At 70.2% G+C, this 17,772-nt stretch carries 12 protein-coding genes and 1 pseudogene; 7 read left to right on the forward strand and 6 right to left on the reverse strand.

Translation table 11 applies throughout. The annotated features are described in order from the left end of the window. Window positions 1-562: 562 nt before the first annotated feature. Together HNR67_RS37985 and HNR67_RS46535 are read left to right on the forward strand one after the other, a co-directional pair. A complete protein-coding gene (locus HNR67_RS37985) occupies window positions 563-2,488 on the forward strand; it encodes a KedN5 family methylcobalamin-dependent radical SAM C-methyltransferase (protein WP_312989008.1) in 1,926 nt (641 codons plus the stop codon). 148 nt (window positions 2,489-2,636) lie between these two features. Next, a complete protein-coding gene (locus HNR67_RS46535; protein ID WP_185008011.1) occupies window positions 2,637-3,647 on the forward strand; it encodes a cytochrome P450 in 1,011 nt (336 codons plus the stop codon). On the opposite strand, the gene HNR67_RS37995 is transcribed toward HNR67_RS46535, so the two are convergent. Next, complete coding sequence (locus HNR67_RS37995; RefSeq protein WP_185008013.1) at window positions 3,637-3,777, reverse strand: hypothetical protein; 141 nt, start codon at window positions 3,775-3,777, stop codon at window positions 3,637-3,639. The two genes, HNR67_RS46535 and HNR67_RS37995, sit on opposite strands and share 11 nt — an antisense overlap. A gap of 260 nt (window positions 3,778-4,037) precedes the next feature. Between HNR67_RS37995 and HNR67_RS38000 the strand changes: the two genes are divergently transcribed. Next, window positions 4,038-5,051, forward strand: a complete 1,014-nt coding sequence (locus HNR67_RS38000) for a UbiA family prenyltransferase (protein ID WP_185008015.1) — start codon at window positions 4,038-4,040, stop codon at window positions 5,049-5,051. Here HNR67_RS38000 and HNR67_RS38005 read toward each other — a convergent pair. Next, complete coding sequence (locus tag HNR67_RS38005) at window positions 5,011-6,018, reverse strand: polyprenyl synthetase family protein (RefSeq protein ID WP_185008017.1); 1,008 nt, start codon at window positions 6,016-6,018, stop codon at window positions 5,011-5,013. The genes HNR67_RS38000 and HNR67_RS38005 overlap by 41 nt on opposite strands. 1,338 nt (window positions 6,019-7,356) lie before the next feature. Here HNR67_RS38005 and HNR67_RS38010 point away from each other — a divergent pair. Genes HNR67_RS38010 through HNR67_RS38025 form a run of 4 tightly spaced genes read left to right on the forward strand, consistent with a single transcriptional unit; the run spans window position 7,357 to window position 11,526 of the window. Then, window positions 7,357-8,154 carry a class I SAM-dependent methyltransferase gene (locus tag HNR67_RS38010; RefSeq protein ID WP_185008019.1) on the forward strand — a complete coding sequence of 266 codons (798 nt, stop codon included), beginning with the start codon at window positions 7,357-7,359 and terminating at the stop codon, window positions 8,152-8,154. Further along, entirely contained in the window at window positions 8,151-9,083 is a 933-nt protein-coding gene (locus HNR67_RS38015) for an SAM-dependent methyltransferase (protein ID WP_185008021.1), read from the forward strand. The genes HNR67_RS38010 and HNR67_RS38015 overlap by 4 nt, the downstream gene beginning before the upstream one ends. Next, the gene (locus HNR67_RS46540; RefSeq protein ID WP_185008022.1) at window positions 9,080-10,234 is read left to right on the forward strand and encodes a cytochrome P450; all 1,155 of its coding nucleotides are present in this window, start codon (window positions 9,080-9,082) and stop codon (window positions 10,232-10,234) included. Before HNR67_RS38015 ends, HNR67_RS46540 begins: the two co-directional genes overlap by 4 nt. Continuing rightward, entirely contained in the window at window positions 10,228-11,526 is a 1,299-nt protein-coding gene (locus HNR67_RS38025) for a glycosyltransferase (RefSeq protein ID WP_185008024.1), read from the forward strand. Before HNR67_RS46540 ends, HNR67_RS38025 begins: the two co-directional genes overlap by 7 nt. Here the strand turns inward: HNR67_RS38025 and HNR67_RS38030 are convergent. The 4 genes and pseudogenes from HNR67_RS38030 to HNR67_RS38045 all read right to left on the reverse strand — a co-directional run bounded on the left by HNR67_RS38030 (window position 11,515) and on the right by HNR67_RS38045 (window position 17,767). After that, window positions 11,515-12,246, reverse strand: coding sequence for a MerR family transcriptional regulator (locus HNR67_RS38030; RefSeq protein ID WP_185008026.1), 732 nt, complete (start codon window positions 12,244-12,246; stop codon window positions 11,515-11,517). The genes HNR67_RS38025 and HNR67_RS38030 overlap by 12 nt on opposite strands. Beyond that, a complete protein-coding gene (locus HNR67_RS38035; RefSeq protein ID WP_185008028.1) occupies window positions 12,247-13,155 on the reverse strand; it encodes a hypothetical protein in 909 nt (302 codons plus the stop codon). A 35-nt stretch (window positions 13,156-13,190) separates the two neighbouring features. Continuing rightward, window positions 13,191-16,619 (reverse strand): BTAD domain-containing putative transcriptional regulator, encoded by a 3,429-nt coding sequence (locus tag HNR67_RS38040; protein ID WP_281403275.1) that lies wholly within the window; start codon window positions 16,617-16,619, stop codon window positions 13,191-13,193. Window positions 16,620-16,789: 170 nt separating this feature from the next. Further along, window positions 16,790-17,767 (reverse strand): annotated as a pseudogene (locus HNR67_RS38045) (LLM class flavin-dependent oxidoreductase). Between the last annotated feature and the right edge of the window lie 5 nt (window positions 17,768-17,772).

A 17,772-nucleotide genomic window follows, 5' to 3' on the forward strand; every position in this document is an offset into this window, starting at 1 on the left:
CCACGCAGTACAGCGGCGCCGTCCTCATGCCGCGCGAACGGCAGAGGGCGATGTCCCGCCGAGAACTCGAACATGTCCACGGTGCGGTGGCCGTGGGAGCACAGCGGGAGGATCACTGGTTCGATCCCAGTGTCACCCACCGCCGGGTAGCCGGATCAGGTTCACAGAAGGCGCGAGCCTGATCCGGCTATCCGTCTCGCGAGGGCGAAGCCTCACGCCCACCCGAGAGAGCTTTGCCTCCGGACCTCGTTCGGGCGGCGTTGCCATATCCGGTCGCGGGGATCGCCTACCGCCGTTGGGCGGCGTCCGATCCGTGTGCCGTGGAGTCACCCGCTCCAGTGGGCGCCGAACGGGTGCGCGTGGCGTCCAGTGGGCTCTCGCGTGGTCGGCCGGGCAGTTGTGGTGGCTGACGGTTCTTGCCGGTCTTGCTGCCCAACTGTTCGACATGGGCGGGGAAAGTACTGGTGGTGAGGCGGTTTCCCGTGTGCCGGTCCGTCCAGACAGCGTGCAGGTCGCTTGCCTGCGGCGGTCATAGCGTCGATCTCGACGAAGGGAGACCGCTGTGCGCGCCTCGAAGAGACCGCAGATCTGGCTGGTGCAGCAGGGTGTCTGGAAGATGGCGTTGGAATCCCTACCGCTGGCCGCCGGGTATCTCAAGGCGACCGCGCTGCAAGATCCGGAGATCGCCGCTCAGGCTGATATCGAGATTCACAGTTTTGGTGGTGGGGTGACGGCGTTCGAGATCGCCAACACCCTGTTCAGCGATGAGCCGCCGGACCTGATCGCGTTCTCCGTACTCGGATGGAACGTCCGCACCTTCTCCTCCCTTGCCGAGACCTACCGGCAGCTCCGGCCGGACGGCTGGGTGGTCTTCGGCGGCAATCACGTCTCGGACCAGGCAGCTCGGGTGTTCGGGATGTGCCCGGAGGTGGACGTGGTGGTCAATGGCGAGGGGGAGCTGACCTTCGTCGAATTGGTCCGCGAGCTCCTCGCCGGCGGCAGACCGCACGACCTCGGCCACGTCGCCGGAGTGTCCTATCGCGACGACAGCGGGATGCTGCGCACCACCCCGGACCGTCCTCGGATCGAGGATCTGGACATCATCGGGTCGCCATTCCTGACCGAGGCGATACCACTTACCGGAGCCGACGGCACCTTCCGCTACGACGTGGCCATCATGGAGACCAACCGTGGCTGCCCGTACAAATGTTCCTTCTGCTACTGGGGCGGCGCGGTGGGCCAGCGGGTGCGTGCCTTCTCCCGGGACCGACTGCGCGCGGAACTGGAAGTTCTCGGCAGACATCGCGTGCACACCATCGCACTGTGCGACGCGAACTTCGGCATGCTCGCCTCGGACCTGGAGTTCATCAAGGACTTCATCGAGGTCCGCTCGCGGTACGGCTATCCACGGACCGTGGAGACGTCCTGGGCGAAGAACAAGTCGAAGGTCTTCTACGAGATCGTGCGGATCATGAAGGAGGCCGGGCTGCACAGCTCGTTCACCCTGGCGCTGCAGACCCTCGATGACGATGCGCTGAACCTGATGAACCGGCGCAACATGAAGGTCAACCAGTGGGAGGAGCTGGCGGAATGGCTTGCCGCGGAAGGGCTCCAGAGTTACGCGGAGCTGATCTGGGGTGCTCCGGGTGAGACCGTGGAGTCCTTTCTGGAGGGCTACGATCGGCTCGCCGAGCACGTGTCGCGGGTGGCCGCGTATCCGCTGTTGTTGTTGCCCAACACAGAGTTCTCCGCGAAGAAGGAACAGTACGGCCTGGTCACCGTGCGCGGGGACACTGACGACTTCGAGCACGTGCTGCGACATGACACCATGTCCTTGGCGGACAACCGGTACATGCACCAGTTCCTGCTTTTCTCCCGGCTGCTCGCGGAGAGCGCGGTGCTGCGACACACCTGGCCGGCGCTGCGCAGGCTCGCCGGCATCACCCAGTCCACCGCGATTCGTTCCCTGATGGGGTTCGTCGCGCAGGACAGGAGTTCGGTGACATCGCCGTTCCGACACGCCATGGACAACGCCTTCACTGACTCCAATGTGCTGGCACCGCTGCTGGCCTACGTCTACGGCGTGCCCGCGGCCCGAGACGCGCTACGTGGCTGGTGGCGGGCCGAGATCCGCCCCGGACTGGACGCGGAGGTGACCGGGACTCTGGACGCGGTGTTCGACTACGACCTCCGCACACTGCCCGCCCACCTCGTCGAGGGACAGCGCCCGGTACCGGACTGCGCCCACCCCGGCCTGCCTGTGGTGTCCGTCAACGGCGAGCAGTTCCACGTCGACCGGGCGGTGCGCCTGCCCTACCACGTCCCCGCGCTCACTGCCGCGCTGCGCCGAGGCGAACCGATCTCCTCGGTGCCACGGGACCTGGTGACCGACATCTACTACAAGGCCGGCGCCGCGGACTACGTCACCACCACCAACCACGAGGAGATCATCTACTACATGGGGAGGTTGGCCGGTGAACTCCGCTGATCGGGTCCACCGATACCCGTTTCGCTGTGCGGGCAACAGGATCGACCCACGTTACGCCGCTCTACGCCGTGACGCCGGGCTGATCCGGGTAGGGCTACCCTTTGGTGAACCCTCCTGGCTGGCGATCCGGCACGCCGAGGCGCGCCAGGTGCTCACCGACCCACGTTTCTCCCGGGCCGCCACCGCGGGCCGGGACATTCCCCGGGTGTCGGCGGAGGCGCACGCCGTCGGTCTGGTCGCACTCGACCCGCCGCAGCACACCAGGCATCGCGCACTCATCGCCAAGGCGTTCACCCCGCGCCGGGCCGAGCGGCTGCGGCCCTGGATCGCGGGACTGGTCGCGGAACTGGCCGCCGAACTCATCGCGATCGGCCCACCCGCAGATCTGGTCACCAGCTTCGCGAATCCGTTGACGCACCGCGCGATGGCTGAGCTGATCGGCGTGCCGCGGCACGACCACGCGCGGTTCCGTCACTGGGCGGACGTAGGCCTGTCCACCACCACGCATACACCGGAGTACCAGGCCGAACTGCTCGGACAGATGTGGGACTACCTGACCGACCTCATCCGCAAACCGGCCAGGGCACCGGGCACCGACCTGATCAGCCTGCTCGCCGGCACACAGGACCACGCGGAGGCCGATCTGGTGATCCTGGTGATGACCGTCCTGGTCGCTGGGTACGAGGCCACCGCAGCGCAGATCGGCAACATCTGGGTAGCGCTGCTGGACCAGCCAGAACTGACGGCCCGACTGCGTTCGGCCGAGATGGCGGTGCCAGCCATGGTGGAGGAACTGCTGCGGTGGATCCCACTGGAGGCAGGCCCCGCCCCTCCCCGCTACGCGCTGGAGGCGGTCGAGCTTGGTGGAGTGGTGGTCGCCGCCGGTGAGCCAGTGCTGGTGGACATCACCTCCGCCGACCGGGACGAACGTGTCTTCTCCTCGGCCGACCGAGTGTGCCCAGGGCGCACGGTAAATCCGCACCTGGCCTTCGGCCACGGCCCGCACCGGTGCATCGGCGCCCCGCTGGCCAGGGTGATCCTGCAGGAGTCGGTCGCCGGGCTGCTGCGGGCACTGCCGGGGCTGTGCCGGGCCGGGCCGGTCGCCTGGCGAAGCGGTGCGCTGGTCCGCGGACTGACCGCGCTGCCAGTCAGCTGGTGACGGCGGAACGCCCGGGGAAGAGCGTGTTCCAGGTCGCGGAGTGGATACCGTCGGCGGCCAGCACCACGTCGGCCCGCCGCAGCTCCACGGTGGGGCCGGCCTCCGCCGGTCTGACGGGATCATCTGGCATCACACCAGGCACCCGAGGGCAGGAGCAGGCAACCCAGTGCCGCTCGACGGGCGAAGCCCGCCGGCGAGCTGCGATTCAGCGCACGCCCGGACCTGGGTACCGAGTCCAAGGGCGTCGAGCGTGCGCAGCGCGTTGGGCATCAGGCCGATGCCCGCGCCGCCGTCGAGTGTGCTCCTGCGCTCGCAGACCATGACGTGCCAGCCCGCTGGTGCGGTGCCACCACAACCGCGAGTGGTCCACCTGGTGTTGAAGGAGCAACCATGTCCGATCTCACTTCGATCCGGCGGAAGCTGTTGGCACACCTGGAGACCTGCCGCCCGGACACCGTCTTCCACGCGGGTCTGCTCGGCCTGGCCGGCGCGGTGCTCGCTGCGGGCCAGGACACCGGTCTGTGGCAGTACCTCGGCGCGTGGGCGGTGCCGACCCTGGGCTGGATCGCCTCGCTGTACGGGGGCGACTACTTCGATCGGGAACTGGACGCGGTGAGCAAACCGTTGCGCCCCATACCGTCCGGCCGGATGTCGGCCCGGGAGGCCGCGGCCGGGATGTACCTGGCGATCGTGGTCGGACTGATGCTCGCCGTGCTGCTGAACCCGCTCAACCTCGCCGTGGTCGCGGTGACGGCGGTGCTCGGTGTGCTGTACAGCTGGAAGTTGAAGGGCCACGGCTTCGCGGGCAACCTCGTCCGGGGCGGTCCCGCGATGCTGGCCTTCCTGGTCGGCATGACCTCGGTCGGCGGTGAACCGAGGTGGGACCTGCTGCCCTTCGGGCTGGTGTTCTGGGTGCACGACACCGCATCCAACCTGCTGGGCGCGCTCTGCGACCAGGACGGGGACCGCGCGGGCGGGTACCAGACCCATCCGGTCCGGCATGGCGATCATGCCTCCCTGCGGTTGCTGGGCTGGCTGTGCGCTGGCTGGATCGGCCTCGCCTGTCTGGCACCGCTGTCGGCCGCGGAGTTCCGGCACGGTGGCTATCTCGGATTCCTGGCGGTGTCGGTGGCGCTGACCGGGTGCGCGGCCGCGATACTGCTGCGCGCGCCCCGGCCCGTGCCCAGGCTGCACGCGCTCCGGGCGCACGAGATCGTGGTCATCGAGCGGCTGGTGCTGTCCTCAGCCGTGCTTGCCACCGCTCTGGGTGTACTCGCCACACTGTGGCTGCTGGTGCCCGCCCTGGCGATCACCGCCTTGGCGCGGCTGGCGATGCGGCGCCGTGACCACGCGACCCGTTTCCTCAACGGTCCCGGTCCAGCAGGAGTTCCGCGACCCTCCTGAGCCGGGTCCGGCTGGCGCCGGGCGGCAGCACGGCCAGCGCCGAACCGGCCCTGCCGACCGCCTCTCGCACCAAGTCCCGCGCCTCGTCCAGGGCACCCGAACCGGCAACGATGCGACGCAGCCGGGCGTGCCGGGCGGCCGCGTCACCGCCGCCGCACAGCTGCCGTTCGATGGCGCGCCGGGCGGCGGGTCCCCCGGCCTGGCCGGCCAGGATCAGCGGCATGGTGATCCTGCCGTTTCGCGCGTCGCTGGCCTGCGGTTTTCCGGTCACCGCCGGGACGCTGAGATAGCCGAGCAGGTCGTCCTGGATCTGGTAGGCGATACCCAGTTCGTCGGCGTAGCGCCGTAGCGCCGCCACTTCCTCGGCCGATCCACCGGCAAGCAACGCGCCGCTGACGCAGGCCCCCCGGAACAACGCGGCGGTCTTGAGGTGGACCATCCGCCGGTAACGCGCCGCGTCGAAACACCGGTCGCGGGTCAGTTCTGCTTCCAGCATCTGCCCGCGACACAGCTCGACACCACACCGCGCGACCTCCGCCAGCGCGTCCACGATGCGCGCCTCGGCCACCCCGCGGTACCGACAACCGGCCAGTCCGGCGAACAGGTCGAAGAGCAGCGCGTCGCCAGTGACGATCGCGTCGTCCACGCCGTAACGGACGTGCACCGCAGGGCGGCCCCGGCGCAGCTCGTCCTGGTCGATTATGTCGTCGTGGACCAGGCTCGCGGTGTGGCCGCTCTCCGCCCCGACCGCGGCCGGGAGCACCCCGTACCGGGTCCCGCCGACCGCCACAGCCGATTCCACCAACAGCATGGGCCGCAACAGTTTTCCCGGCGGCAGCAGTGCGTACCGACAGATCTCGCCCAGCCGGTCATCGTCCAGCCGCCACCGGTCGGCGAGCGAGTTCGCCAGTTCGGTGGACAGCACAAGATCGTCCGCGCCGAAGTCCACTGGTGTTGTCGTGCTCATACATCCCCCTTTGAAAGACAATCGTCGGCTCCAACGCGCGGCGCCACTGCGACGCGGCCGGGCACCAGCACCGGCCCGTGTATCCGGCCGGAACCGCTCCGGTTCCTGGTAGAGATCGTGACCGTTGTGCGGCAACGAGATCGGCAGGGTCAGCTGATGCCCGCAGGGATCAGACACCCGCCGACCTTGGTGTCGGCGGAGAGCAGCGCACGATGCCACTCACCACCGGTCGGGCGCGGAAGGTCCCGTTGAGCACACCGTCCACATAGGACTTACAGCCCACCTTGGTCCCCTCAGTCGCCCTGGCGGGTGCGGGCTGGGTGGCGTACTAATCGTTCCTGACACCAGAACAGCGATGGCGCCGCGGTCTCGTGGCCGACGGCGAGCGGAGTCACCAGCTGGTCCCGGTTATCCCCGTCGGGGAGAACAACCTTGCCCTCGGCGCGGCGAGATCTGATCTGGGCCACCAGGATCGCGTCCTCCGCTCGCCGGAGCCGCGCGTAGCGGGCCCTCGGGGGAGAACCAGACCGGCTCGGTGCGCAACATGAGCGCCAGCCGCGGCAGCGGGAGCTGTCGACCGTGGCAGACCATGGCGAACAGGGAGTCGTGCTGTCGGTGGCCGCTCTCGGCGAAACGCAGCGGGTCGAGGATCGACCACAGCGTCTGCGCCGCGGCCGGCGTCCGCACCCCGACAAACAGGGGTGAGCACACCGCGCAGACAGTGTCCTCCGCGGTACCACCGGGTGCGCCCACCTGCGCGGATCTTGGCCAGGCCCAGCTCAGACAGCGCCTCCAGGACCCTCACGGTGCTGTGCGCGCCGTCGCGGAACCACACTGGCGGAGCCGCGCAGCCCCACTGCTGGGCCTTGGCGGCGTGGCCGAGCGCCCGGCTCAGCGCGCCACCCGGCCGTCTCCGACCACCGTGCTGGTACAGCACCATCGGCACGACCGCGGTGTCCTCGGACTCCGGCCAGCCGGACCGCACGTTGTAGCAAGTCACGGAGATCTCCAGGTCCCGGTCGATGAGCCGGGAACCTTCGGACCGTCGGCGGTCGAGCAGGTGCTGCCGGGCGCGCTCAGCGGCCTGGGTGAACTGGGATCGCGGGAGCAGTTGGTCACCGGTGGGATTGTTCTTGCGCAGCATCTGTTCTGGCCTCTCGTGTGCCGTCAGGTCCGCCCGAACGACATAACCAGCAGTTAGCCCGGCCCGACTGGACCGGGCCTGCACCGGTCTTGCCGCATCCGGACAGTCGTGCAGAAGCAGTGCAGCGCGATGGGCAGACCCACTCCTACCGTCGAGATATCCGAAACAGGACAAGAAGATGGGGGGTGGGCCAGGTGGACGGGGCAGCGCTGAAGGCCGGCTGGAAGTGGATGATGTCCGAGCTGGGCGACTACCGGCCGGTCGCGGCCCGTACCGCGCCCGCGGCGGAGCTGCTGGTGGAGTGGGTCGGGGTGACCGCAGGCCAACGGGTTCTCGAGGTGGCCTCCGGCCCCGGCTCCGCCGCACGAGCCGCAGCCCGCAGGCACGCTCAGGTGACCGCCACCGATCTGACGCCCGAAATGCTTGATCTGGGCCGTGAACTGGCCGCGCCGGAGGGCCTGGACATCCGTTGGCTCGTCGGTGACGTGGAGGAGCTTCCGTTGCCCGACAACGACTTCGATCTGGTGGTCTCCACCTTCGGGGTCGAATGCGCCCCGCAGCCGGAGCTGGTGGTGAGCGAGTTGCACCGAGTCCTGCGCCCGGGTGGCACCCTGGCACTGGCGCAGTGGCGACGGGCCGGGTTCATGGGTGCGCTCGCCAAGATCTTCCACCGCTGGCAGCCGCTGTCCGCCGGGTTGGCCGACCCACTGGTCTGGGGCGACGACCAGGCTGTACGGGCCCGGCTGGCAGCGGGTTTCCACGACATACAGACCAGGGAAGAGGTCCTGGAGTGGCACTTCGGCTCGACGACCGAGCTGCGGACCTTCTGGGCGTCGCACTTTCCACCGACCATGGCCGCATTCGCCGAACTCGGCGCGGACAGCCGCGCCGGCCTGCACGCCGATCTCGCAGATCTCGCCGCGGCGCACCGGGACGGGGATGGATACCGGCTACCACTGGGCTACCTGGTCATCCGCGGCACCGCATCATGACCACCGCCGCCGATGGGCCAGGCACCCAGCCCCCCGGCCCCGCGGTCCGGCTCCGGGAGTACGCGCAGGCGCTGGGCATGCCGTTGCGACGGGGCCAATCCGGCGTGCGCGCCCTGTACGAGCTGGAGTCCACGCACAACCTGCTGACCGAGCGCACTCTGTTCCGCAACCTGGGCTACTGGGCGAACTCACCATCCACTTTGGACGAGGCGTGTGCAGCACTGGTCGACCTGGTCGGTGAACGGGCCGGCCTCGTCCCAGGGCAACGGGTCCTGGACGCCGGGTTCGGCTTCGCCGACCAGGATCTTCAGTGGGCCGCCAGGTTCCAGCCCCAGCAGATCGTCGGCATCGACATCATCCCTGACCACCTGCTGCTGGCTCGCCGCCGGATCGCGGCTGCCGGGCTGACGGAGACGATCGAACTCCGGCTCGCCTCGGCCACCGCCATCCCGTTCCCCGACGGCCACTTCGATCGGGTTGTGGCGGTCGAGTCCGCGATGCACTTCCGTACCAGGGCCGACTTCTTCCGGGAGGCCCGCCGAGTGCTGCGGCCGGACGGGGCGCTGGTGGTCGCCGAACCCATCGCACCGGCCCCCCAGAGCCAGAGCCGGATCAGCGGATGGCTGGAGCAGACCTTCGGCGGGGTGCCCCCAGCGAACCGATGCGACCGGGCCGGCTACACGGAGGCGCTGACCGTGGCGGGATTCGTCGAGGTACGGGTGGAGAGCATCCGCGACTTCGTCTACCCCCAGTTCAGCCGCTACCTGGCCGGGCAGCTGACTGATCCCGCGGTGCGCCGAAGGCTGAATCCGCTGGTGCGCGCCATGTGGCATGGCTGGCTGCGCGCATTCGACCACCGGGACGGCGTGGTCCGGCTCGGTGCGCAGGACTATGTGCTGGCCACGGCACGACCGGGACGGCGGGGGTGACCGGGGCACCGCGGTGGCCCTTCCCCGGACCGCGGCTGGGACCACCGCCCGCCTGGGCGGAACTGCGCACGCGTGATCCGGTCAGCCGGATCCGCACCCCCGCGGGGGAAACGGCTTGGTTGCTGACCCGGTACGCCGACATCCGCGCCCTGCTCAGCGACGACCGGTTCTCGGTCGGGCTGCCCGGAGGCGTCCGGTTGTCCGGCACTCCCCTGCCCGGCGACCTCCTGTTCCAGGACCCGCCGCGGCACACCGAACTGCGCGCGATGGTGTCTCGAAGCCTGTCCGCGAGGCGGATCGAGGGCCTTCGGCGACAGACTGGAGAGCTGACGGAGACGTTGCTGGGCGAGTTGCGCGCTACCGGCGACACCGCGGATCTCGCCGCCGGGCTGACCTACCCACTCTCCGCGGGTGTGCTGGCGCGGCTGCTCGGTGTGGCCATGGCAGAGGACGCGCGGCTACGGGCGTGGGCGGGCGACATCATGGCGCTCTCCGCAACCGAGGACAGCGCTCAGCTCAGCGCGTGGGGCGCGGTCAACGAGCACCTCGCCGCACTGATCGAGGAGAAGACGGCCAGCCCGGGCGACGATGTGCTCACCGACCTGTTGGCCACCTGCCCGGACGCCGCCGAGCTGCAGGGGCTCGCGGTCAGCATCGTGGTGGCCGGCTACGCCACCACGGCCAACACACTCAACCTCGGCCTGATCACGTTACTCGGGGAGCCGGATCGGTATCGACGGCTGGCCGCCGCGCCGGAGACGGTGCCGGAGGTGGTGGAGGAGATCCTGCGCTGGCACTCCGACCGGGCCGGTCTGGTGCGCATCGCCCGAACCGACGTCGAGTTGGGGGGCACGCTTATCCGTCGTGGTGAGATCGTGCTCGCGCCCCTGCTCGCCGCGGCGCACGATCCAGCGGCCTTCCCCGACCCCGGCCGGTTCGCCCCGGCTGGCCACGGACGCCCGCAGCTGGCGTTCGGGTACGGCGCGCACCACTGCCTCGGTGCCGCGTTGGCCAGAATGGAACTGCGCGTCGCACTGACCGGGCTGGTGCGGGCGATGCCGGACCTGCGACTGACCAAGCCCGTCGCGGAGTTGCCCTGGAGCACCGGCAGGCTGGACGACGGCCCGGAGAAGGTGCCGGTTCGATGGTGAACGAGTCGAGGACGGACGAGGCCGAGGTCGTGGTGCTCGCGATGGGCACCCGGGGCGACGTCGAGCCGCCGGCCGCACTGGCCGCCGCGTTGACGGCCGCCGGACACCGGGTGCGGCTGGCCACTCACGTGGGCTTCCGCGAACTGGCCACGGGGGCGGGTGCGGAGTTCGCGGAGATCCACGGCGATCCCCAGTCCCTGCTGGCCAGTCCAGCGGTACGCCTGATCATGCAAGGCCGGGCGGAGCGCAGCCCACGGCTGGTCCTGGCAGGTATCCGCCAAGCGGCGCGGACGGGCGAGCTGGCCGCGGGCCCCGGCGGCATCCCCTTCGACCGCAGACTCATGGCCAGTATCTGGACCGCGCTGGACGGTGCGGCGGCGCTGGTCTCCTGTGGGGTGCTGGGTGGTGTGAGCCGCGAAATCGCGCTGGCCCGCGGCCTGCGGTGTGTCGACGCCGCGTTCCAGCCCCTGCACCCGACCACCGCGTTCCCCGCGATGGCGACCCAGGACCTGCCGGTGCCCCCGGCTGGTCATCGGCTGACACATGTGCTCGCCGGCCACACGCGGCGCGCGCTGTTCCGCGGTCTGGTCCGCAAGCTGCTCGCCGAACACGGGTTGTCACCGGCGCAGGAGCATGCGGTGCTCACTCTGTACGGGTTCAGTCCCGCTGTGGTGCCCGCCCCGCGCGACTGGAGCAAACGGGAACAGGTCACCGGCTATTGGTTCCGCCAGGCAGTTGGTGAGTTGCCTGCCAGGGTGGCGGACTTCCTCGCGGCGGGACCACCGCCGGTGTATGTGGGGTTCGGCAGCATGGCCGGGGTCGATCCCGGGAGGATCACCAGGATGGTGTGCGCCGCAGCCAGGCGGGCAAACGACCGCCTGATCCTCGCGGCGGGCTGGTGGGGACTTGGTGCCGCCGATCTCGGTCCGGACGTGCTCGTGCTGGATGAGCCGGTCGCCCATGAGCTGCTGTTTCCCCGGCTGCGCGCGGCGGTGCACCACGGTGGTGCGGGCACCACCGCGCAGGTGCTGCGCGCGGGCATCCCGTCCGTGGTGGTGCCGTTCGTGTTCGATGCCTACTTCTGGGCCCGCCGGGTGCGTGAACTTGGTGTCGCGGCACCGCCTCTGCCTGGCCGGAACCTGAATGAGGACAGGCTGGCCGCGGCCTTGCGGGTCACCCGGCTGCCAAACCTGGTGGCCGCGGCCAAGACGCTGGGGCGCAGGATCCGGACCGAGGACGGCGCCGGCACAGCCGCCCGGCTGCTCATCGCGGAGCTGAACTCAACCAGGTAGTCGCCACGACTCGAAGAGGTGTTCCAGCAGCCGGGCGTGCGCGGGTGGCAGGTCCCGCGCCACCGCGTCCGCGATCGGATGGCGGCGGGGGTCCGGGGTGCGGACCAGGTCGGCGAGCTCGGTGGGCAGGAGTCGCATCAGATCGGCGGCGAGCGCGGCCACCCGCGGGTCCTCGGGTGCGACGTCGCTGATCTCGTCGAAGCGCCGGTACATCTCACCCAGGTGAGCCACCAGCCCAGGATCGGCGAGCAGGACCCGGCAGTACGCGGCCAGTTCCGGGGTGACGCGCCGGTCCAGCACGGTGAGGTACTCACGGTCCCTGCCGGCCGCCACACTGTCAGGGAAGGTGTCCTGGATGAGCCGGGCCAGCTCGGAAATCGGCTCACTCGTGGTGGCGTCGTCGCGGTCCAGCAGCCGGCGCAGCCTGCGTCGGCGGTCCCGCAGTTCTCGCTCCTCACGGTCCAGGTCGGCTTCCAACCTGGCCAGGATGTTCACCAGGCTCCGGCCCTCGTCCTCGGCGAGCGCGTCGCGCGCCTCGTCCAGGGTGAGCCCCAGCTCGGTCAGCTGGCGGATGCGGGCCAGCCGAACCGCGTCGCGCACCGTGTAGGACCGGTAGCGGTTGGCCCGCCGCGCCGGTTCCGGCAACAGTCCGATCTTGTGATAGTGCCGGATCGCGCGGGTGGACACACCGACGACCTCGGCCAGTTCGCCAATCAGCATTCACGGTCCAGACTGTTCAGGATCCCGGATCGAGCCTAGCTCGGCCGCGGCCCGCCGGAAGGCACGCGGATCATCCACACCGAGATGGATGACCCGCACCGGTCCGATGCGCGGTCCGAGCCGCGCCCGGACCGGCTCGGCCGACCGGATGACCAGCGAGGTCACGCCCCGACCGTTGGGCAGCACGAACCTCTCCTCGGCCAGGTCGAGTTCCGGGTGGATGCCCAGTCGTTCGTGCTCGATGATCACGGTGCCACGCCAGGGCACCACCGCCACCACGTCGTGCCCGGATCGCAGCACCAGGCAGTCCGGGAGCAGCCGGTGCGGCCGGGTCAGCGGGACGGCCCAGTAGCCGATGACGATGATCAGCGAGTAGACGCCGACGATGTCGTGGATCAACCGCACCGTCGGCCACGGGATCACGTGGTGCAGCAGCACCAGCTCGATGAGGATGGCCAGCAGGATGATCGCGAAGACCCGGCCCCGGCCCGCGCTATAGCCGAAGGTCCGGGCCTCGCGTCGGCGGCCGCGCAGCAGCAGGCTGAGCACCGCGGCGAGACTGGCGAACTCCCGGGTGATCGCCCAGGCCACCGGGGCGGGGAGCAACTGGTAGTAGGAACTTTGGAAAGCCGTCCAGCCCGGCATTCCGCCCCTGCGGCGGCGAACGGTCAGCACGGTCGCGTAGCCCATGGTGCCCGCGATCAGCGCGATGTGCGGCCCCTCCAGCGCGAGCAACAGCCACAGCGCGTCCCGCCACCGGACCAGTCCGGCGAGCAGGGCGGTGGCCTCAGCGGCGATGACGATCACCGGGATGGCCACCAGCAGTCGGCGCCACCGGGCCGCCCCGGGGCCGCCGGTGCCGGCGGGCGGTTCGGTGACGAGCGGTCGGTCAGCTGCGATGGCGGTCATGGCACCTCATGCTCAACCTTGACGCCGCGACAATGTCAAGTCGAGACGCGCGGCTCAGGCACGACCTCGGCCACGGCGACCACGTTGCCGGCCAGCCGACACGCCTCCTCAGGTGTGAAGTCCAGCCGGGTTCGGCCATGCCTGGTGTGCCAGCGCTGGGCAGCACGATGGTCACCGCTGCGCTCGTGCAGGCGGGCCAGCACACGCGCCGCCGTCCGGTCGCCTGCCACGTGCCCCGCCGAGCCGTACACACGCAGCGCCTCCTCCGCGTACCTGACCGCGGCCGCCGGGCCGTCGTCCTCGGCACACGCCTCGGCCAGTGTGATCAGAGCGGAGGCGTGCAGCAGGCGGTATCCCCTGGCCAGGCTGACCTCGACAGCGGTGGCGAGATGCCGCAGCCTCACCTCCGCCGGCAGCTGCCCGCGGCTGGATCCCAGACCGATCAGCGCGGCGATCCGCGGCGCTGGCCGCTCGCCGAGTTCGGAGATCTCGCGGGCGAGCAGGTGCTGACGGACCGACTCTGCGGGCCGGCCACTCTGCCTCAGCAGGTGACCGAGGGTGTTGCGAGCGTCGGCCTCCCGGTGCGGATCGCCGCAGCCGGCGGCCAGCCGCACCGCGCCCCGAGCCGCCGTCGCCGCGGCCGAGGTGTGTCCCGTGGCGGTCAGGAAGACGGCGACGAGCCGGGCGGACTCCGCGGCACCCCCCAGATCGGCCAGCGCCCGCTGCCGGGCCAGCGCCTGCTCCAATAGGCCCAACGCCTCGGGCAGCCTGCCTCTGGCCAGCAACAGCTCCGCGACCAATTGCAGGCTGGATGCCTCGCCCACGGACAGGTCCAGCCGCCGATGCAGGTCCAATCCGGCCAGCTGGTGGCTCAGCGCACTCGCCAGGCTGCCGGAGTCCCGGAGGGCGAGGCCAAGGCAAACATGACTTCTCGCCTGTCCGGCCAGGCAACCCGAGGAGACATACAGCTCCAGCGCCCGGCCGGCGTGGTCCACCGCCTCGGTCAGCTGGCCGAGGCAGCCATGGGCGAGGCCGAGGCCGACCAACGCGGCAGCCTGCCGATCCGGCCAGCCGGACTCCTCGCTCAGTGCCAGGGACTGCATCGCGTACCCGACGCTGTGCCGGTAACCGCCGCGGATGAGGTGCAACTCGCTCAGCCCCAGGTGCAGGTCAGCCTGGTCGCCCGCGGTGCCGTCGACCAGCGCGGCGGACAGCCCCGCCTCCGCGGCGCGCAGCCAGTCCGGCTGCCACGGACGGGACCAGAAGTAGGGCCGCAGCAGGGGAATGATGCGCCAGGCCGCCTGCCGGTGCCCGTGCCTGGCGATCTCGTGCACCAGCGCCAACAGATTGTCGAACTCCTGGTCAACCCACTCAGGCTCAGCGCTGGCGACCTCGCCGAGGTAGAACTCGACGCACCGGCGGCGCCAGGCCGCCCGCGTCTCGGCGGAATCCTCGGCCCTGGCGAGCCGCAGCGCGTAGTGCCGGAGCAGCCCGGTCAGCTGGAATCGGTCGCCGGGCCCGCGGTCCAACAGGTGAGCGTTGGCCAGGCGGTCCAGCGGGCCGCCCACCGCGCTGCTGTCGGCACGCAGGACGACCGCCAGCAGCTCTCGGGTCACTTCCAGCACGGGCAGGCTGCCCACCAGCCGGAACATCCGCTGGTCCGCGGGTTCCAGACGCTGGTAGGAGAGGTCGAACGCGGTCAGCACGGCGAGGTTCGCCTCCCCGGTGACGACCAGCACGGACAGCGGATCCTCCGCTTCCAGGCGCCGGGTGAACTCGGTGATCCCGGACGCCCCGGAACAGATGATGTTGGTCGCGGCGATCCGCAATGCCAGTGGCAGGTGACCGCAGGCACGGATGAGTCGGGTCAGCTCCGCCGAGCGTCCCTGCAGCCGCTCCCCGCCGAGCATGCCGAAGAGCATCCCCTCGGCGTCGGGCTCAGTGAGCAAACCGAGCCGCACCGCCTGCGCGCCATCCCGGGTGATCAGACCACCGAGCCCGGCCCGGCTGGTGACCAGCGCGAAGCAGCCCGGCCCCGCCGGCAGCAATGGACGAACTTGGGCGGAACCTGCGGCGTTGTCGAACAGGATCAGCATCCGCCGTCCGGCGAGCAGGGATCGGTACAGCGACATCACCCCATCCGGTTCGGCGGGAATCCGGTTCGGGGGCACGCCCAGTCCGTTGAGCAGCCTGCGCACGGCACCGTCCGGATCGAGCGCCCCGCCAGGTAGGTGCCCCTGAAGGTCGAGGAACAGGGCTCCGTCCGGGAAGCGGTGCCGAGCCAGATTCGCCCACCGCACGGCAAGCGCTGTCTTGCCGACTCCGGCGGCGCCGGTCACCAGCACCACTCTCGCGTCCGCGGCCTGGTCCAGCGCGCCCAGCTCACGCTGCCGCCCGGCGAAGACACCCGGTTCGGGTGGCAGTTGCACGGGCGGGGCCGAGGTCACCGTGACCGTGGTGGCCCGCGCCGGCACGGCTGGGCGGTAGCTGTGCTCGTCACCTTCGACGACCCGCTGGTAGGCACCCAGCAACGCGGGGCCAGGCTCCACGCCCAGCTCGTCCACAAGTTGGGTGCGGACCGTACGGAACAGGCGCAGCGCCGCTGCCTGCTGACCGGACGCGCCGAGGAGCAGCATCATCCGGCTTTGCAGGCCTTCATGCAGCGGGTCGTCCACCGCGATCGGCGCGAGGCGCTCCAGTCCGCGATCCGGGTGGCCGAGTTGGAACGCGAGGTCGGCGTGGCACAGCAGCGCGGCAGTACGCCGCTGGGCGGCCGAGACCGCGGCTGGATGCCGCCGCACCCGCTCGCTCAGATCACAGACGACCGCGGCCCGCCAGCGTTCAAGCGCGTTTCCCAACAGCTCGAACCGCCTGAGGTCGTTGGATTGCCGCCGCGCCATGGCGACCAGACCGTCGAAGTCCACCAGATCGAGACAGCCGGGCTCAGCCACCAATCGATAGCCGCCTTGTTCGGCCGAGATGGCCAGTTCCTGATCACCCGCGGTGCTGGCCGCGCGCAGCGTCTTCCGCAGCCGGGACACGTAGGAGTGCACCAGTCCGGCGCAGGTCCGAGGCGGCCGATTTTCCCACAGAACATCGATGATGTCCGCTCTGGAGAACAACACACCAGGTTGCAATGCGAGCAGCCCGAGCAGGTCGCGTTGCTTGCGCGAACCAAGTTGAATCGGCCGCCCATTCCTGGTGAACAACAACTGGCCAAGCACACCAAGCCGGACGCCGGTCTCCACCACCGGGACAGACTCCGGATCGTCCACCGGATCCAGACCAACAGCCCGGGTCAACCTGCGCAACGACTCCGGCCGCGGATTGCGCACCTGGTCGAGTTCGATGTAGCGGAGCGCGCGCACGCTTATACCTGATCGCCTGGCAAGTTCACGCTGGCTCATACCCAGCATGATCCGTTTTTCCCGTACTACCCGACCAAAAGAGCCCACAGGCACCATTGCAAGTCCCCCCGTCAGCTACCGCCGCGATGGCATCGCTGTCCCTACCCCGAGACCAACAATACGACGAATCGGATCCGTTGTTCGCGGTAATGACAGCGACCGCCCCTCGACCGAACGGGTGAAAGTCAGCCTATGGCGTCGCCGGGCTCCTGGCGCGTGCTTGTGACTTAGTTTCTCGCCGCCGTCGCCAGGTGCCGGTAGGAGGTGAGCATGTCCTCGCGGCTGTGGGTGCTCAGCGTCACCAGGACCTCGTCGGCCCCGGTGCGGGTGATCAGGTCGTCCAGGGCGGTGGCCATCTCGGTGGGCGTGCCATGGAGTTGGCCGCGCGATGCCTCCGCCAGCAGGGTGCGTTCGCGCGGGGTCAGGTCCATCGCCAGCACGTCCTCGGGGGAACGCAGCGCGGGGAACTCGCCGTGGGTGCGGGAATGGGCGGTGGCCCAGGCTTCGGGGAGCAGCAGACGGCGGGCCTGCTCGGTGGTGTCGGCGACGGCGATGGTCGCGGCGACGATGACGTAGGGGTGTGGCGACCACCTGGAGGGGCGGAAGTCGGTGCGATAGCGGGTGATCGCCTCCGTTGCCCGGGGGCCGCCGGCCACCAGGGGCAGGCCGAAGGCGGCGGCGATGTCCGCGCCGGCGCCGGTGGCGAGGATGAAGGGGGAGATCGGCTGGCCCTCGCTGGGGAGGGCGTGCACGCCGGGGTGGGTCTGCTGGTCGCCGGTGAAGTAGCCGAGCAGTTCGGTCAGCCGGGTGGCGAAGGTGTCGGCGGCTTCCTTGTCCTGGCCGAGGGCCCGGCGGACGCCGTTGGTGAACCCGACCGAGCGGCCAAGGCCCATGTCGACCCGGCCGGGGAAGAGGGCCTACAGGACACCGAACTGTTCGGCGACGACCAGGGGCTGGTGGTTGGGCAGCATGACGCCGCCGGTGCCGACCCGGATGGTGCCGGTGGCGGCCGCGATGGCGGCGGCGAGCACCGTGGGCGCCGACCCGGCCAGCCCGGGAACGCTGTGGTGCTCGGACACCCAGAACCGGTGGTAGCCCAGCTCCTCGGCCTGCTGGGCGAAGCGCACCGTGTCCCGCAACGCCTGCGCCGCGCTCTGGCCTTGTCTGGTGCTCGACCGGTCGAGGATGGAAAGCCGTGCTGTCACGTAGT

Source organism: Crossiella cryophila (assembly GCF_014204915.1).
GTDB lineage: Bacteria > Actinomycetota > Actinomycetes > Mycobacteriales > Pseudonocardiaceae > Crossiella > Crossiella cryophila.

Coding starts and splice junctions, on each gene's coding strand:
- HNR67_RS37995 (WP_185008013.1), bottom strand. CDS start 3,777: ATGCCAGATGATCCCGTCAGACCGGCGGAGGCCGGCCCCACCGTGGAG.
- HNR67_RS38000 (WP_185008015.1), top strand. CDS start 4,038: ATGTCCGATCTCACTTCGATCCGGCGGAAGCTGTTGGCACACCTGGAG.
- HNR67_RS38005 (WP_185008017.1), bottom strand. CDS start 6,018: ATGAGCACGACAACACCAGTGGACTTCGGCGCGGACGATCTTGTGCTG.
- HNR67_RS38015 (WP_185008021.1), top strand. CDS start 8,151: ATGACCACCGCCGCCGATGGGCCAGGCACCCAGCCCCCCGGCCCCGCG.
- HNR67_RS38025 (WP_185008024.1), top strand. CDS start 10,228: ATGGTGAACGAGTCGAGGACGGACGAGGCCGAGGTCGTGGTGCTCGCG.
- HNR67_RS38030 (WP_185008026.1), bottom strand. CDS start 12,246: ATGCTGATTGGCGAACTGGCCGAGGTCGTCGGTGTGTCCACCCGCGCG.
- HNR67_RS38035 (WP_185008028.1), bottom strand. CDS start 13,155: ATGACCGCCATCGCAGCTGACCGACCGCTCGTCACCGAACCGCCCGCC.
- HNR67_RS38040 (WP_281403275.1), bottom strand. CDS start 16,619: ATGGTGCCTGTGGGCTCTTTTGGTCGGGTAGTACGGGAAAAACGGATC.